The 17,074-nt window shown below is 43.7% G+C and carries 14 protein-coding genes and 1 tRNA gene; 7 read left to right on the forward strand and 8 right to left on the reverse strand.

Going from position 1 to position 17,074, the window contains the following annotated elements:
• Nucleotides 1-163: 163 nt before the first annotated feature.
• On the reverse strand, nucleotides 164-1,351 hold the full coding sequence (locus QVP67_RS00530; protein ID WP_287641446.1) for a site-specific integrase: 1,188 nt from the start codon (nucleotides 1,349-1,351) through the stop codon (nucleotides 164-166).
• Between the two features lie 602 nt (nucleotides 1,352-1,953).
• On the opposite strand from QVP67_RS00530, the gene QVP67_RS00535 reads away from it, so the two are divergent.
• From QVP67_RS00535 to QVP67_RS00550, 4 genes are all read left to right on the forward strand, one after another.
• Complete coding sequence (locus QVP67_RS00535) at nucleotides 1,954-4,932, forward strand: SusC/RagA family TonB-linked outer membrane protein (protein ID WP_022161613.1); 2,979 nt, start codon at nucleotides 1,954-1,956, stop codon at nucleotides 4,930-4,932.
• A 27-nt stretch (nucleotides 4,933-4,959) separates the two neighbouring features.
• Nucleotides 4,960-6,519 carry a RagB/SusD family nutrient uptake outer membrane protein gene (locus QVP67_RS00540; RefSeq protein WP_022161614.1) on the forward strand — a complete coding sequence of 520 codons (1,560 nt, stop codon included), beginning with the start codon at nucleotides 4,960-4,962 and terminating at the stop codon, nucleotides 6,517-6,519.
• A gap of 31 nt (nucleotides 6,520-6,550) precedes the next feature.
• A complete protein-coding gene (locus QVP67_RS00545; protein WP_022161615.1) occupies nucleotides 6,551-7,399 on the forward strand; it encodes a hypothetical protein in 849 nt (282 codons plus the stop codon).
• A gap of 78 nt (nucleotides 7,400-7,477) precedes the next feature.
• On the forward strand, nucleotides 7,478-9,196 hold the full coding sequence (locus QVP67_RS00550; protein WP_022161616.1) for a M64 family metallopeptidase: 1,719 nt from the start codon (nucleotides 7,478-7,480) through the stop codon (nucleotides 9,194-9,196).
• A 95-nt stretch (nucleotides 9,197-9,291) separates the two neighbouring features.
• Here QVP67_RS00550 and QVP67_RS00555 read toward each other — a convergent pair whose 3' ends face one another.
• The 5 genes from QVP67_RS00555 to QVP67_RS00575 form a co-directional block, all read right to left on the reverse strand.
• Nucleotides 9,292-9,948: a MarC family protein gene (locus QVP67_RS00555; protein WP_022161617.1), complete on the reverse strand. Its 657-nt coding sequence runs from the start codon at nucleotides 9,946-9,948 to the stop codon at nucleotides 9,292-9,294.
• 59 nt (nucleotides 9,949-10,007) lie between these two features.
• Nucleotides 10,008-10,700, reverse strand: a complete 693-nt coding sequence (locus QVP67_RS00560) for a YjjG family noncanonical pyrimidine nucleotidase (RefSeq protein ID WP_022161618.1) — start codon at nucleotides 10,698-10,700, stop codon at nucleotides 10,008-10,010.
• Between the two features lie 171 nt (nucleotides 10,701-10,871).
• Nucleotides 10,872-11,750 (reverse strand): hypothetical protein, encoded by an 879-nt coding sequence (locus QVP67_RS00565; protein WP_022161619.1) that lies wholly within the window; start codon nucleotides 11,748-11,750, stop codon nucleotides 10,872-10,874.
• Nucleotides 11,751-11,789: 39 nt separating this feature from the next.
• Nucleotides 11,790-12,467, reverse strand: a complete 678-nt coding sequence (gene rsmI / locus QVP67_RS00570) for a 16S rRNA (cytidine(1402)-2'-O)-methyltransferase (protein WP_022161620.1) — start codon at nucleotides 12,465-12,467, stop codon at nucleotides 11,790-11,792.
• A 16-nt stretch (nucleotides 12,468-12,483) separates the two neighbouring features.
• Nucleotides 12,484-13,113 (reverse strand): hypothetical protein, encoded by a 630-nt coding sequence (locus QVP67_RS00575; protein WP_022161621.1) that lies wholly within the window; start codon nucleotides 13,111-13,113, stop codon nucleotides 12,484-12,486.
• A gap of 113 nt (nucleotides 13,114-13,226) precedes the next feature.
• Here QVP67_RS00575 and QVP67_RS00580 point away from each other — a divergent pair, with 113 nt between their 5' ends.
• The 3 genes from QVP67_RS00580 (at nucleotide 13,227) to QVP67_RS00590 (ending at nucleotide 15,155) form a co-directional block, all read left to right on the forward strand.
• On the forward strand, nucleotides 13,227-13,847 hold the full coding sequence (locus QVP67_RS00580) for a thymidine kinase (RefSeq protein WP_022161622.1): 621 nt from the start codon (nucleotides 13,227-13,229) through the stop codon (nucleotides 13,845-13,847).
• Nucleotides 13,848-13,860: 13 nt separating this feature from the next.
• Nucleotides 13,861-15,021 (forward strand): AI-2E family transporter, encoded by a 1,161-nt coding sequence (locus QVP67_RS00585; RefSeq protein ID WP_022161623.1) that lies wholly within the window; start codon nucleotides 13,861-13,863, stop codon nucleotides 15,019-15,021.
• A gap of 58 nt (nucleotides 15,022-15,079) precedes the next feature.
• Nucleotides 15,080-15,155: transfer RNA gene (locus QVP67_RS00590), tRNA-Lys, on the forward strand.
• A 129-nt stretch (nucleotides 15,156-15,284) separates the two neighbouring features.
• Here QVP67_RS00590 and QVP67_RS00595 read toward each other — a convergent pair.
• Together QVP67_RS00595 and QVP67_RS00600 are read right to left on the reverse strand one after the other, a co-directional pair.
• Nucleotides 15,285-16,532 carry a uroporphyrinogen decarboxylase family protein gene (locus QVP67_RS00595; protein WP_022161624.1) on the reverse strand — a complete coding sequence of 416 codons (1,248 nt, stop codon included), beginning with the start codon at nucleotides 16,530-16,532 and terminating at the stop codon, nucleotides 15,285-15,287.
• Between the two features lie 136 nt (nucleotides 16,533-16,668).
• On the reverse strand, nucleotides 16,669-17,074 hold a 406-nt coding region (locus QVP67_RS00600; RefSeq protein WP_369677330.1), incomplete at its 5' end, for a glycoside hydrolase family 95-like protein.

A 17,074-nucleotide genomic window follows, 5' to 3' on the forward strand; every position in this document is an offset into this window, starting at 1 on the left:
TATCGGTAAAAATTTACCGAAGTATTGAATCAATAAATTATAAATATTTCGGATGAAAATAGGAAATCCTTAAATGATACTTTTTACTTTTCCCGCTATGATATAAATTCTGGAAATAAGCATGTGACAGCAATGCTGGCTGGCTAATAGTGTATGATAGAAGTCAGTGTTTGGATAATGCAAAAGGTTTGGACAGTTGATGTTTTTCCAGATCTTGAATCACAGTCATATCCATGATATCTGTATAAACCTGCGTGGTCCGAACACTTTTATGACCTAATAGTTTCTGTACAGTTGTGATATTTACCCCTTTATATATTAATAAGGTGGCATTTGTATGACGGGCAGCATGAAATGATATTCGTTTGGAAATACCAGCCAACTGCATCAATATTGCTAAAGTTTTGTTAACGTTTGAATTGTTGCCCAAACAAAAGAAGTCGGTTAGATTATTGACATATTTTTGAAGAATTAGCAATGCTTTACCATTGAATAATAGATAGAGTGGTAAACGTACTTCTATACCAGTTTTAACCGATGTGTACATCAGCCATGTTTTCTTACCTATAGATTGAATGTTATCGGAAGTAAGATTAGTGAAGTCTGAGAATCGTAATCCGGCATAACAACAGAATAAGAAAGCATCCAAGGTTTTCCTATATTTAGAGTATTTCCCATCCAATGAAAGCTGTTCCAGTCTTTCCAATTCTTCGGGTAGAAGATGTGTATGGCTACTTGCAACCATTTTGATTTTATATTTTCGGAATGCATATTTCTCAAGACCCAAATAGCCCTTGTTAATAGCTACATTTATATAACGTTTTAAGTGTTTCATGTGCTTGGCAATCGTGTTCGTGTGATATCCTTTATTGCGCATGAAAGCCTCAAAAGCTGTTATGAAATCAAAGTTAAGCTCTCCGAATGTTACGTTTTTCCGAAATTCTTGGAGCAGCAGAAGCGTAGAGCGATGATTATGTTTAGTGCTGTCGCGCAGTGATGATGTGTCTATTTCATGTCGAAAAAAAGGTAAAAAACGATTTTGGTTGCCTTCATTTTCGACTTCTTCTTTCAACAGGTCAAGTGTGATGATTCGACCTTGCCGCCACAAATCCAATTCCTTTTGTTCCATTGATATGACAAAACTATGGATGATTCTATTCAGTTCGTTGGCATTAGGATGTTTTCTGACCAATCGCTTTCCAGTATCCCATTGTTCGGGGCGCAAATAAACCTTTGTCGAAAAATACTTTTTCTTTCCGTTCAGATAGGCTTCGACCTGAACTAATGCCAAGCCTCGCTTATTGAGGCTTTTTTTGCGGTTGTAAACCAGGTTGTAGGTAATCTTGTTCATCATAAGCTATTATATTTAGTCATATTATAGACGTTAACAGACTAAATAAAAACAGTATTTTACAATTTTACCCCATATGATAACAATCCGCAATATTTTCCATTGCGGATAGAAATGGATTATTTTTACCAAAGTATAATAAATTTGAATAAATAGTACGCTATTTGCCACCCATCCTGTCAATCTGTCAAGGAGCACACGGGAGAGGTATTCTATCATTCAAATTTGTATTGTTGGATATATAGTTTAATATACAGCATTTAAAATAAAAAGATCTTTTTTACCCTGCCATAGTCTTTTTTAGGTTATAGAAACTTTAAAAACGGTACGATAATTAACGTTTTTATGTTAAACGAGCCATTCTTCAAAACAGAAAAAGATAATTTTATCAAATCAGAGTGATAGTATTTCTTCCGCCGTTTATCTTTTATTAATACCGAAAATCTGTTGTTAAACATAAAAACGATGAATTCGATAACAAATTGATAGATTTACAAGTTTTTTTTGATAAAACAGTTGTCCGTTTCATATTTATTAATATATTTGCATTTTGTTAGAGTAAAGAAACAATTAATGTAAAGTTAAACTTTAAGAGAGAATTTATGAAAAGAAAATTAATGCTGTTATTGGCCTGTCTTTTTGTAGGAATAGGCTTAGTAACTGCCCAAACTCAGAAAGTCACGGGTGTCGTGATTTCGGAAGAAGACGGGCAGCCAGTTATTGGAGCGTCTGTATTGGTGAAAGGTACACAGATTGGTATTGTGACCGATATAGATGGTAAATTCGAATTAACGAACGTACCAAGTTCCGCGAAGACTCTGAGAATCTCGTACATCGGTATGCAAGAGCAAGAAGTAGAAATTGCACCCAATTTAAAGGTGATCTTGAAACCGAATACAGAATTACTTGATGAGGTTGTAATCACAGGTTACGGATCGGGAAAGAAATTAGGTTCTGTTGTTGGTTCTGTAACTGCTGTAGGTGGTGAGAAACTGGCTAGTACACCTTCTGCAAACGTCGGAGATGCACTACAGGGACAAGTGGCAGGTTTGCAAGTATTTACACCTTCTGGTGAGCCCAGCCAAACCGTCAGCATGCGTCTGCGTGGTGTCAGCTCTATCGAAGGTAGTTCCGCACCTCTGTTTATATTAGACGGTTCTCCTATTTCAGCCAGCACATTCACCTCATTGAATCCGAACGACATCGAGAATATGACCGTGCTGAAAGATGCTTCATCTACAGCAATCTATGGTTCGCGTGCTGCTAACGGTGTTGTTATCTTGACCTCCAAGAAAGGTAAAAGAGGAGAAAAAGCCAAGATTCAAATTAGCGCACAATATGGTCTATCTAAAATGACTGGTGATAACGTAACAATGATGAATGCCGAGCAATGGTTGAATTTCCAGGAAATTCTGGATCCGTCACTGGTGAACAATGCAGAATTCCAAGCAGAAAAGAACTTCTATATTAATAATGGTATTTCTACCGATTGGTCTGATGTATTCTTTGGAGGAACTGCTCCGATGCAAGAATACAACTTGAGCGTAACAGGCGGTACAGAAACTATTAACTACTTCTTCTCTTTCGGACATTACGACATGGAAGGTATTATGGACGATTCAGACTTGCGTCGTGAAACACTCCGTTCAAACATCGAAGCTAACATCAACAAATGGATGAAAGCAGGTGTCAACCTCAACTTGTCTTTCCAGAAATACAATACAGCTGCTTTTGGTAACAGTGCCAACAGCTTGTACAACAAAGCTTTTGCAGCCCGTGTATATCGTCCTGACCAGAGCTATTATGAAATCCTGACCGACGAGGGAGGAAACTTTACAGGATTTGGTGAACGTCTGGATTTCTTCGACAGAGTACAAGGTGGATTATACAACCCTTATTACTTGTCAGAATTACAACCTTCAAACCGCGATTTGATTCGTATCAACGGTAATACTTACCTTAACATCAATCCAATTAAAGGTTTGAATATCCGTGCAGCCCAAGCTGTTGAAGCATTCGACTACCGCAACTCAGGAGTGGCTTATCCGGAAGGACCTTTCATCGGAGCAGGAACTGCATCAGAAAGTTTCCAACGCTACTACTCGTTCACTTACACGAATACAGCTGAGTACAAATTCAATATTGACAACCACAACGTAACCTTACTGGGTGGTCAGGAATCTATCATCTCAAAAGACCAGTCATTTGGTGTGAGAGTCAATGGTTTGACAGACACTCGTCTTATGTTGCTTAGTGCAGGTGCTACAACAGAAAAGCCTTCACATTCCAAATCAGAAACCGTATTCAACTCCTATTTTGCAACATTGAGTTACAATTACGACGAGAAATACTTCTTCGATGCATCTTATCGTCGTGACGGTTCTTCACTCTTCGGTCTTAATAACCAATGGGGTAACTTCTGGTCTGTAGGTGCCATGTGGGACTTGAAGAAAGAAAACTTCCTGAGCGATGTAGAGTGGATTAACGATTTACAACTCAAAGCCAGCTACGGTACAGTAGGTAACTCTTCAGCTCTTTCTGCATACATGGCCTATGGTCTTATCAGCTCCGGTTCCATGTACGGTGGAGAAACTGGTACAGCAATTGGTAACCCTGCCAATCCAGATCTGACATGGGAAGTTGTAAAAACAGCCAATGTGGCTCTGAATACCCGTTTGTTTGACCGAGTTAATTTGGATGTAGAATTCTACAACCGTCTGACAGAAGACATGTTGATGCAAATTCCTTTCTCCTACACAACTGGTTTCTCTGCAGGTTGGGGTAATGTAGCCAGCATGCGTAACCGTGGTGTGGACATTACAGCAAATGTAGACATTCTTAAAGACGTAGCAGGCGTTAACTGGAGTATTTCAGCAAACGTAAACTACAACAAAAATGAAATAACCAAACTGTTCAACGGTCTGGACGAATACGTATTGGCAAATACAGGTCTGAAACTTCAGGTTGGCAAGCCTTATGGTGAATACTTTTATAATCGTTGGGCAGGTGTCGATCCCCGTGATGGTTATAACATGTGGTATGACAAGAATGGCAACTTGACCAAGACTTTCTCTGAAGACGATGCTGTATTTACAGGCAAACAACGCTATGCTCCTTGGTCTGGTGGTTTCGGAACAACGTTGAATTGGAAGGGCATCACAATATCGGCAGACTTCTCGTACATGTTGGGACAATATATGGTGAACAACGAACGCTGGTTTACTGAGAATCCTCAATTTGCCAACTCTATGAATCAGACAGTAGACATGTTCACTATGTGGCAGAAGCCGGGTGATATTACCAACATCTCAACTCCCGATTCTCCGATGCAATTTGACACCCACTTGTTGGAAAACGCATCGTTCATGCGTCTGAAAAACCTGACTGTCAGCTATGATCTGCCGAAGAATTGGATGCGTCGTACAGGTTTCATGGAAAGCGCACGCGTATTCTTCGTAGGCCGTAATCTGTGGACTGTTACCAAGTATAGAGGTTACGACCCGGAAATTGATAGCAACATGCAGCTGGGTAACTATCCGAATACCAAGCAGTTTACGTTTGGACTTGAACTCACTTTCTAAACATGAACCACTAACGAATTTATGAAAATGAAAAAAAGAAATATTATTTTATCCGTCTTGTTTGCAGCAGTAGGATTGACTTCTTGTGACATGGAGAAATATCCCTACAATGCTGTAGAAGAAAGTCAGTACATGACTACAGCCAATGACTTCAAAAGTGCCCGTATCGGCTTGTATTCTCCATATAGGACTCTGACCTCGGGTGGACACATTCTGACACCGGAATTCCAATGCGCAGACTTTCATGCTACTGCTAGCTACAGTAACACGTATGGAAATCAATACAGATGGGACTTCCAGTCTTCTGATGGTAATATCGAAGCCATTTGGGGTAACTTCTACACTTTGATTGCACGTAGCAATTATTATATTGATTCTTATCAGAAATTGGTAAACGGTGAAATACCCGGTATTAGTGAAGCAGACCGTGCTTTAATTGACTGTTGGGCAGGAGAAGCTTATTTCTCGCGTGCATTTGCTTATTACAATCTGGCAACGTTCTTCTGCGAGGCATACGATCCCAGTACTGCCGCTGAGGTTTATGGACTTCCCTTACAGCTGACTTACGTTTCCAATGCTACCGACAACAGCCAATATCCGGGCCGCTCATCTTTGCAAGCTACATTTGAGCAGATCAACAAAGATTTGGCAGAGGCTGAAAGATTGGTAAATGAAAACAAAACCGTTAATTCCAATACTCAGGCCAAATACAACTACATCAGCCAGGATTTGGTAACAGCTCTGCGTGCCCGCATTGCATTATGGACAAAAGACTATGATACAGCAATAAGCGCATCAACAGCACTGATAAGCAGCAATAAGTACCCTCTTATCAATGACGGAGAAGCATTCCGTGCTATGTGGGTAACAGACTATGGTACAGAAGTTATCTGGCAGATATATACTGCCGCTCCAGATGAACTCTGCTCTACAAATGGTACAATGTTCTGGGGACAATACAAGAATGGAGATCCACAAGTAATGGACTTTATTCCTTCTCAAAGCTTGATTGACCTCTATACGGATGGAGACAAAGATATTCGTTTCACGTCTTTCTTTGCTCCCTATCATCTAGCTCTGTCAAACGGCTCGGAAGCAGACGTATATGTTTTCGACAAATACCCCGGCAACCCCGATATATATTCGCAAACAATTGTGGATAATCACTATATCAACAAGCCGAAACCATTCCGTATTGCTGAGCAATATCTGATTGCTGCGGAAGCATACGCCGCAAAGAATGATGTAACAAATGCCAGCAAATACTTGAACGATTTGTGTCGTACACGTATTGCGGAATATGTTGACAAGAACTATACAAATGCCACGATACTGACAGCCATCCAGAACGAACGCCACAAAGAATTAGTGGGTGAAGGCTTCCAGTTAATCGACTTGAAGCGTTGGAATCTTGGCATCGATCGCGCTAATGCATACCAAGAATCAACCATGGTTCTTCAGCCGGGTGGAGTGAACACCACTGCATTGTCCAAACAAGCTGGCGATGATCGTTTCGTATGGCCTATCCCCAAAGCAGAGTATGATGCAAATCCTCAGCTGAAAGGTCAACAGAATCCTGGTTATTAATTGATATACTTAATTAAAAAGAACAGAACATATGAAATATCTTAAATTATTAGCTTTATGCTTACTTCCGATATCATTTGCCGCTTGTAGCGATGATGAGGAAATAAATAGCGGAAACGCTACCGTAGGCTTTACATCCACTGAATTATCAGTGACGGAAAATACTCCCATGGTAGAAATTCCCATCTCATTGGAAGGTGACCATACAGGCCCTGTAAAACTCAATATAGAAGTTACAGATTGTAATGGAACCTCTGTTACCAATGATGAAACCGTCATTCTGACAAGTAATAGCCTTGTTATGCCTTCAGGTGTAGAAACCGTTCAAGCAGAATTGCGTTCATCGGTTTACACTGTTGAAGATAACTTAGACCGTTCTTTTACAGTAAAAATCACATCTGCCGAAGGTGCAACTATAGGGAATGCAACATGCAAAGTTAACATCGAAGAAATTCCCGATCCTTATGCAAATTTGGCAGGAAACTGGACGTTGAGCGCCGGAAGAGCAGGTAATCTGGCTGTCGTATTAAATACTCGTGAAGACCGGTCTGGTTACGATTGTACAATGACCCTCCAAGGAGTTGAAATGCCATTTACAATAGCATACTCTCCACAGGGACTTACTGTAAAAATGAAGACAACACTGGCAGAAGGACTTGATTTTGGAGATCCTGTAGGAGTAGCAGATGCTGTACTTGCTTATATTGACGGGAACTATCTTGTAACCGATCCATTGTCAGCTTCCTGGAATGAAGATTTGAATTTAATTCTATTCGATTATCCGATGACTGCTGCTTTGTTCAGTTCTGCAACAGGCCAATTTACAGGATACACATGGTTCATGACTGATACTGTAATGAGAAAGGTAGAATCCAAATAATAAACTGAAACCAATATGTAAAGGGCATCCCAGTTTAATGAGGATGCCCTTTTTAACTTAAGACGCCACCTAATCCACATGAAAACAAAAATTTATCATCTATTATGCCTGCTTTTTGTATTTACAATTATAGCAGCATGTTCCAAGGAAGAAGAAGCACCTGCTTCTATTGCCATAGCGGAACAAAGTCAAAATCAGATTTTAACCTCTGGCATTAATTCACAAATTACCGTTGATTTTACCAGTACACATGATTGGAAAGCGTCTACAGATGCTTCTTGGGCTGTAATAACTCCCACATCTGGCAAAGCAGGTACAGCCAGTGTCAGAATTTTGGCTAAAGAAGAAAACAGAACGGGAGAAGTACGCACAGGGATTTTGATTTTATCGTGCGGAGAAGCAACTGCCCAAGTTACTTTTACACAAGCCGCAATGGATGTTCTAAATATAGAACAGACAACCTATGACATATCTGCCGACGAGCAGGAAATCAGCATAAAATTCGCTACTAATATACAGAATGGAAAAGTCACTTTAAAGGCAGAAGACAATTACTCGTGGATTACTCCGAAAGAAAACACCCTGACTCGCGCAATGCAGGAAGGAGAAATCATCCTAAAAATACAAGCCAATGAAAGGCGTTCGGCCAGAAATGCCAAATTCAAGATACAAGTCGTAAACACAAATGACGAGAATCAGATATTAATGGAATCAGCCACCATCAATATCAATCAAAAAGAAGCACCTGTCGGTACTTCATCCGACTTGACCACACAAGATAAAAAAGTATTTTTAATACAAGAACATACCGAAGGAAACGGAATACCTCTCATATTTTTAGGAGATGGTTTTCTTGATACAGATATCAGCAATGGTTACTATCGGCAAGCCATGGAAAAAGGTATAGAAAATTTCTTTACTGAAGAACCTGTTAAGTCTCTTCGCACCTATTTTGACATATGGATGGTAACAGCTGTTTCTTTAAACAATGCTTTTGGAAATCAATACAATACAAAGTTCAGTTGCAGATTGGAAGGGGGCGGAAGTACACTGATAGAAGGAAACCATTCCAAAGTACAAGAATATGCCATGGAAGTACCTACCCTCAAAGAGAATCCCGAGCTGTTCAATGAAGCAACCTGTATCGTTATCCTAAATACAGAAGAGTATGCCGGAACCTGTTATTTTGGCTTTAACGATGGAGTAAAAACCATCAATTTGGCCATTGGCTATTGCCCTATGATTTACGGAATGGAAGATGACATGTTCCGCCGAGTACTTTGCCACGAATGTATCGGACACGGTTTCAGTAAACTGATGGATGAATATTCGTATCAAGAAATGGGAAGAATACCAACCTCTGAAATAACAGATACACAAAAGATGCAGGAAATGGGATGGGCAGCCAATGTAGACTTTACCAATGATAGAAATGCTGTACTCTGGAGTAAATTCCTGAAAGATTCACGTTACCAAGGAAAGGATAACTACGGTGAAATTTTAGGTATCTACGAAGGAGCTTGTACATACTGGAGCGGCGCTTACCGGCCGACAACCGAAAGTATGATGCGAAGCAACACGCATGGTTTCAATGCTCCTTCTCGTGAAGCGATCTACAAGCGTGTGATGAGCACGGGGTACGGAGAAAGCTGGAAATATAATTATGAGGAATTTGTAACATTCGACCAGGCTCACCTCCCCACACCGACAGAAGCGACCACACGTGCGACTTATGAAGAAACAACCAGACCGTTCTCTCCTCCAGTATTTACCAACCAAACGATCTCTGTCAAATAACGACAGGATTATTCCTCGAACAAAAAAATATTCGGCACGGAATGGGTTCGCCATTCCGTGCCGTAATTATAACAAGAAGAAACGTGGGTTATCTTTCACTTGACAAATCCTGAAAGCCCTTCTTTCAAAATATCAATCAGAATCGGTTTCGCACCACCCACGAAACACTCTACGGCGATTACCATCAGAATCAGACCCATCAGACGCATCATCACGTTGTTGCCCGTCTCGCCCAGCACATTTACCAAGCGGGTAGAAGCGCGCAGGATAAAGAATGTAAGCAGATAGATGAAGGCAATCATGCCTATCAACACTCCCTTCATGGCAAAGGTATTGGCATCCTGCATCAGCACAATGGCATTGGCAATGGCACCCGGTCCGCAAAGCATGGGGATGCCAAGCGGCGTAATGGAGATGTCATCGGCATAGGTTTTGATTTCCTCGTCCTTCAGCTTCATCGGCGTATAGCGTGCTTGCAGCATGTCGTAACCTATCTTAAAGATGATGACTCCGCCGGCTATACGGAAACCGTTGGTCGAGATACCGAAGAACTTGAAGAGAAACTGGCCCGCGAAAGTAAATACCATGATGGTGATGAATGCCACCAGCGTAGCACGCGAAACAACTGAACGGCGTTCACGCTCCGTCATACCCTGAGTCATGGTCAGAAACACAGGCATGGTGCCGAGCGGATTGGTCAGTGTGAAAAAAGACGTAAAGCAAAGTAATGCAAAAGGAATAAGGGTTTCCATAATACAGAATTTTAAGTATAGTATTGAATACACAAAAATACGACTAAATCTGACATGTGCTACAAGATTCCGAGCAAATCTTTCAAATCGGTTATCCGATAAGTAGGCTTAAAAGGAAGAGGGCTGTTGCCTGAGACGTCGTAGAACACCTGATGCATGCCCACACCGGCAGCTCCAGCCACGTCGTTCTCCCAACTGTCGCCTATCATCAGCGACTCGCCCAACTGAGACTGGGTAGCCGAAAGAGCAAAATGGAAGATGGCAGCACGGGGTTTCAGCACGCCGATATCATCGGACAGGACTACCTTTTTGAAGTAACGGTCGATACCGGCCGAACGCATCTTGCGGCATTGCAACTCCTGAAAACCATTGGACAGGATGTACAGGTTGTAGCGTGGATGCAGGTATTCGAGCACCTCGCGCGCATGCGGCATCAGTCCACTCTTGGTAGGTATCAGGATAAAGAAATCGTCCGTAAAGGCTTTTGCCAACTCGGCATCGCCCGCACCGACAGCTTCGAGCGGATAAAGAAAGCGCTGACGGTTCAGTTCGTCCTTGGTCAGCTGCCCGCGCCCGTATGCAGCCCACAGCTCCAGGTTGTGCTGCTGGTAGAGCGTATAGTAATGTTGAAAGGAATGGAAAAAACGGTCGTAACGATACTTGTCGTACAATTCCTCGAACGTATCGCGAGCATTCTGCGTGAAAGCCCACAGCGTATCATCGAGGTCGAAGAACAGATTCTTATATGCCATGCGTATATGGATTGAAACGGGAAAAGGTTCAGGCAGAAGAGTTCAGGCATAAGAGGGTTAAAGCCTGTACGTTTCAAAAAAACGGGCTGCACACAGTGCAGACGGAACAGTCGAAGTGTTCCGCTGCAATCCGTACAGCCCGTACCCGAAATTAATAGAATAAAATTAGACTTATTTTACCTGAATAACGAGGTACTTGGATACGCTCCAGAAATCTTTCGGATTGGAAATCTTCAGAATCAGCTGGCCTTTGTTGTCCTTGTCGAGCGCATACGAGCCAGCAGGATGCGTAGTCAGAATTTCGGCATCTTTCGAATAAAGCTTGATTTCCTTCGTCGTACGGATGTCTACCTGAGTGAAGTAGTCCTTGTTGACATCGGCATCCTGCATTACCTCACCTTTCTTAAACAGACCTGTGTTGGACAGAATCTTCTGGTCCTTCAGTTCCTTCTTCGTTCCGAAAACAAACCAAGCAGTGTTCAAAGCCTTGTCTTGTTCGGCCACGGTCTTCGCCTTGGCTTCGTTCTCAGTGGTCAGTTCTTCCTTGGCAGCCGTCAGATCGGATACGGCGGCATCCAGTTCCTGTATGCGGATGTTCTTCGAAGCCAGTTCGGCCTGCAATTCTTCGATGCGTTGCGTTTTTACAACCAGCTCCTGAGTCAGCGATTCAACAGCTTTCTTCAACTGAGCCGAGTTGTTCTTACTGTTCTTCAGCATTGCCTGCAATTTAGCAATCTGTTCCTTGTTTTCTTCCATCTGCTTGCGGATGAATTCGATGTCGGAAGCAATCTGTTCCTTAGCACTCAGCGAGCCTTCGGCAACGGCTCCACGCTGCAAGTCCACCCGGTTTTCAGCCGCATTGATCTGACGGAATCCTTCCGAAATTTCGTTGAATGTTCCCATCATCTCGTCCAGCTCGGTATTGCGCTGGCTCAGCTCCATCAAGAGCGAATCGTTTTCGGCCTGCAAACGGTCGTTGTTCCCTCCCGAAAAATTATTGCACGATACCAACGCAGCCGTGCATGCCACTAATACTGCAAACTTTTTCATACGTTTTTCCTTTCCTTACGTTTGAATTAATAAAAGTGTTTATTTATCGTCTATTCCTGCTACTACAATTACTATTTCACCACGGGGTTCGTTAGCCGTGAAGTGTTCTATCAGTTCGCCCAAAGTGCCCCGCACGGTTTCTTCGTGCACTTTCGATATTTCTCTCGACACGGATGCCTGCCGCTCGGTTCCAAAGAACTCGGCAAACTGGGTCAAAGCCTTCAGCAAACGATAGGGCGACTCGTAGAACACCATCGTGCGTGGTTCCTCGGCCAATGCTTTCAAGCGGGTCATCCGTCCTTTCTTCTGTGGCAAAAAACCCTCGAAGCAGAACTTCTCATTGGGTAATCCCGAAGCCACCAGAGCCGGCACGAAAGCCGTCGCCCCAGGCAGACATTGCACCTCGATACCTGCACGCACGCATTCGCGTACCAGCAGGAAGCCCGGATCGGAAATGCCCGGCGTACCTGCATCGGATATCAAAGCTACAGTTTCGCCCCCCCTTATTCTATTAACAACACTTTCCACCGTTTTATGTTCATTGAACTTGTGGTGAGATTGCATGGCGTTCTTAATTTCGAAGTGTTTCAGCAAAATGCCTGAGGTCCGAGTGTCCTCGGCCAGCACCAGATCGGCTTCTTTCAATATGCGAATGGCGCGGAAGGTCATGTCCTCCAGATTTCCTACGGGGGTAGGCACTACATACAGTTTTCCCATATCTTTATAGTCTGCTTTAACTGAAGTATTTCTTAAGAAGTTCGATAAAATCAGCGGTTGCCTCGTTTTCCTCATCGGGCACCACGGTTGAATAGAATATGCGCAACGCTTCGTCCAGCGTAGCTGCATTGCCCAGTTGCTCCACCACTTCATTCATCCGCGCCCCGTCGCCTTTAAACAGTTCGCGCGTGAAACGGAACGCGTCGTTCAGGCTAATGGCGTGGCGCAAGTCGGTAGCGGGTCTGATACGCTCGGCCAGGATGGAAGTAGGCTGTACGGTAGGAACTACTTCTTCGACAGGGACATGTACCTGCTCTTCGGCAGGTGCCGGTTCTGCCGGTTCTTCCTGAAACACCGGAACAACAACCGGAGTCGGCACAGGTTCTTCCAGATCGGCCTCAACCGGAGTTTCATGTGTTACCGGCTCAGCTGCCGGAACAGCTTCTGCCACAGCTACCGTTTCGACCGAAGTAGTTGCAGTCGTCTCGTCAAGCAGGCGCTCCAATTCGCTCAAACGAGCCTGCATCTGACGGATATTCCGTCTGGCTACTTCGCGCAAAGCCGGATTATTTCCTTGCTCAACGGCTTGCATCACACATTTCAATTCCTGAATATCCAGTTCAATGTCTGTCAATAAAGTCTGCATAACCTTTCAATGTCCCTCCATGTTAATGCCACAAATGTAGAAATAAATAATGAAATAATATCTTAAAGCCAACAAAAGTATTACTTTTGTGGCCAACATAACAGTATAAAGACATGGTACTATTCTCGGAAGATCATATACAGGAAACCAAGCGCCGGGGCAGAATCGAAGTCATTTGCGGCTCCATGTTCTCCGGAAAGACAGAAGAACTGATACGCCGCCTCAAGCGCGCCAAGTTTGCCAAACAGCGGGTCGAAATCTACAAGCCCGCCATTGATACACGCTACTCGGAAGAAGACGTAGTGTCGCACGAAGGCCACTCTATCTCCTCGACTCCCATCGACTCGTCGGCCAGCATCCTGCTGTTCACCTCGGAAGTAGACGTGGTAGGTATCGACGAAGCCCAGTTCTTCGACGACGGACTGATTGACGTCTGTAACCAGCTGGCCAACAATGGCATCCGTGTCATCGTGGCAGGACTTGACATGGACTTCCGTGGCCGTCCGTTCGGACCGATGCCGGGACTGTGTGCCATTGCCGACGAAGTTTCGAAAGTTCATGCCATCTGCGTGAAATGCGGACAACTGGCCGCCTTCTCGCACCGTACCGTAAAGAACGACAAACAGGTGTTGCTTGGCGAAACCGAAGAATACGAGCCACTGTGCCGCTCGTGCTACCAGCAAGCCATAGCCGAAGACCGTAAGCACAACGACAATCCCCTGCCCCACTCCTAAAAAACGTCAGAATATGGAACGCAAGAAAATCACTTTCGACAGCTTCATCCGCGGCGTCATCATCGGCGCCATCATCATCGGTATTCTTATGCTGCTCGAACGCCTGAGCGGCGTGCTTCTTCCCTTCTTCATTGCTTGGCTGATAGCCTATCTGATATATCCGCTGGTCACCTTCTTTCAGTATAAGCTTCGGCTTAAGAACAGGGTTGTCTCCATCTTCTGCGCATTGCTCAGTATTGTGCTGGTAGGTGTAGCCGCTTTTTTCCTGCTGGTACCGCCCATGATAGAAGAATTCGGGCGAGTGAAGGATCTGCTGATTGAATACTTTTCGAGCACTACTACAGACGGCAACGTCCCCAAGTCGTTGTCCGACTTCCTGCGCGAAAACATTGATACTCGCTTACTGATACAGATATTCAACGAAAAAGACCTGCTGGCTGCACTAAAAGAAACTTTACCTGGCGTATGGACCATACTTTCCGAGTCTGTCAACCTGCTGTTCAGCGTGTTCACCTTCTTTATTATCCTATTATATATAGTGTTCATCCTGCTCGACTATGAAAGCATTTCTGAAGGATGGCCCTATCTTGTACCCGTAAAATATCGCAAGTTCGTGACCGACTTACTGAACGACGTTAAAAACGGCATGAACCGTTACTTCCGCGGACAGGCCTTCGTTGCCTTGTGCGTAGGCATTCTGTTCAGCATCGGTTTCCTCATCATCGACTTCCCGATGGCCATCGGTCTGGGACTATTCATCGGAGCTTTAAACTTGGTTCCATACCTGCAAATCATCGGTTTTATCCCTACCATCATACTGGCTATCCTGAAAGCAGCCGACACCGGAGGCAATTTCTGGCTTATTCTGGCTGCCGCACTTGCCGTCTTTGTTGTCGTACAGATTATCCAGGACGGCTTCATCGTGCCGCGTGTGATGGGAAAGATCACAGGGCTCAATCCGGCCATCATTCTGCTATCTCTGTCGGTATGGGGTTCGCTGATGGGGATGCTGGGTATGATCATTGCCCTTCCCCTTACTACCCTGATGCTCTCTTATTACCAACGTTTCATCATTAACCGGGAAAAAATTAGTAAGGTGGAAATCACTGATAATCAGGAGCCATGTAAAAAAAGTGATATAGAAGACGAAAAAAAATCATCAAAACCCTTGTAGATTCAAAAAAAGTCCCTACCTTTGCACTCGCAATCAGGAAATGATAGCAAACAGGTTTGATTCGCTAGCTCAGCAGGTAGAGCACAACACTTTTAATGTTGGGGTCTTGGGTTCGAGCCCCAAGCGGATCACCAAAAGAAAAAGCAGTTATCTGAAAAGACAACTGCTTTTTTTATTTTCCCCAGTTAGGAAATAAAATTTCTCTAACTAGGGAAAAAATAAAGGGTCAGCGGATATTACACAACAGGTCCGAGCATAAAGGATTAGCACTTATTAAACTCCTTCACTGCATCAAACATAGCCAATACATTCTGAGGCGGAACATCCGGCAAAATATTGTGTACCGTATTAAATACAAAACCACCTCCTTTTGACATAATCTCCAGACGTTCCAATACCTGTTTCCGAACCTCCTCTGGAGTACCATTGTTCAACGTACCGACTGTTTCGACTCCTCCGCCCCAGAAAGTGCAATCCTTTCCGAACTCCCGTTTCAGGAATTCAGGCTCCATGTTCAAAGAATTAGTTTGTACAGGGTTGAAAATCTCGATTCCGGCATCTATCAGATCCGGCATCAAACTGGATATAGAACCACAAGAATGAATAAAAGTATGCATGTTACTATGCGACTTGACATAATCGCACAACTGCTTATGCCGCGGCTTAAACAGAGTTTTGTAAGTATCCACATCCATAAACGGGCCAGTCGTCATACCCAAATCGTCGCCAAAGCGAATGATATCTACAATGTCACCCACCGAAGCACACACTTTCTCCAATGTAGCCAAATGACGCTCCAACAACTGGTCCAGCATTCGAGCAACTTCATCCGGATCGCAAAGTAAATCCATCAAGAAATTATCCATACGCCACAAGAATGTACCCCATTCAAAGAGATTACACCCACAGACAATCATTAAGGCCTTATCCGTCGTTTCGCGCAAATGAAGAGTGCGTTTGCGCAACTCATTCCAAAAGTCGGGATCGGAGGCATGATCCCAAGGACTGTGTACATAACGCGACCACAAAACCTTCCCCATCTCATTGTCCAACGTAGAATAATCAGTAGGGAAACCGTCTACATAAGGGAAATAAGTCTGATCGAAAAAAGTCGCTCCTTTGGGCATCCGAGCCAATACACGCACACCATCGTCATCGTAACACGAATAAGAGCCATCTGTTTGCTTCACCGGATGAAAACTTTGAGGATAAAAAGCCTTGTCGCCATTGGCCAATACCGTTTCGTGCCAATCCTCGGGACGAGTATTGAAGGCCCGACCAACGTCTATAACATCCACACCGAACTGATCGAGTACAGCCATGTCGGGTTGAGCCAGCTGCTGTACCACATCATAAATCCATACCGGCAAATCATCCCGCCCTATCGCTTTAAGTAAATTAGAGTAAGCGATGGCCGATATACCCGAACTAGGAGTCGCCCCCATATCCACAGGAACCCTATCGGGCTCTTTATGGGCTATTGCTGCTAAAACACGTTCCCTTGAAGTCATATTCTTATTCTACTTTTTAAATATAATTGTAAATTCTGTCACATCAATACATATATTCATTTCCACATATATAAATTATATCAGCTTCACACTCGGCGTAAACCAAAAGCTAAGGCTTGAATATACCTATTATAAATCACCGTTTTCCAGCGGCTTTTGCACTATCCGGCCAGTCCATCTGCTTCGGAAGTCCCTTTCCTAGTTTCACCCCATAGAAATTACCTGCGCCACTCTTTGAATATGGATAATCAGCCTGAGGCTTGACAGATTGATCTCCCGACAAAGTAACAGTCTTTCCTTGAGGCAGGCTGATAGTGTAGTATCCATCCCCTTCTGGCGAAATACGTACCTGATAACCTTCTATTACATACACTTGTTTCCAATCAGGAAGATAGATCCTACACTCCTGACCAGCATCACTGTGAATACGAACCCACTCTGTTTGTCCTTTTTTGCGCAAAGCAGATACAACAAATCCACCTTCCGCTCTAAGATCATGGAAGGAGCAGTCCTGCCATTCAGCAGGTATGGCAGGGAAAACT

Source organism: Bacteroides sp. CAG:633 (assembly GCF_000435115.1).
In the GTDB taxonomy this organism is placed as follows: Bacteria; Bacteroidota; Bacteroidia; order Bacteroidales; family Bacteroidaceae; genus Bacteroides; species Bacteroides ndongoniae.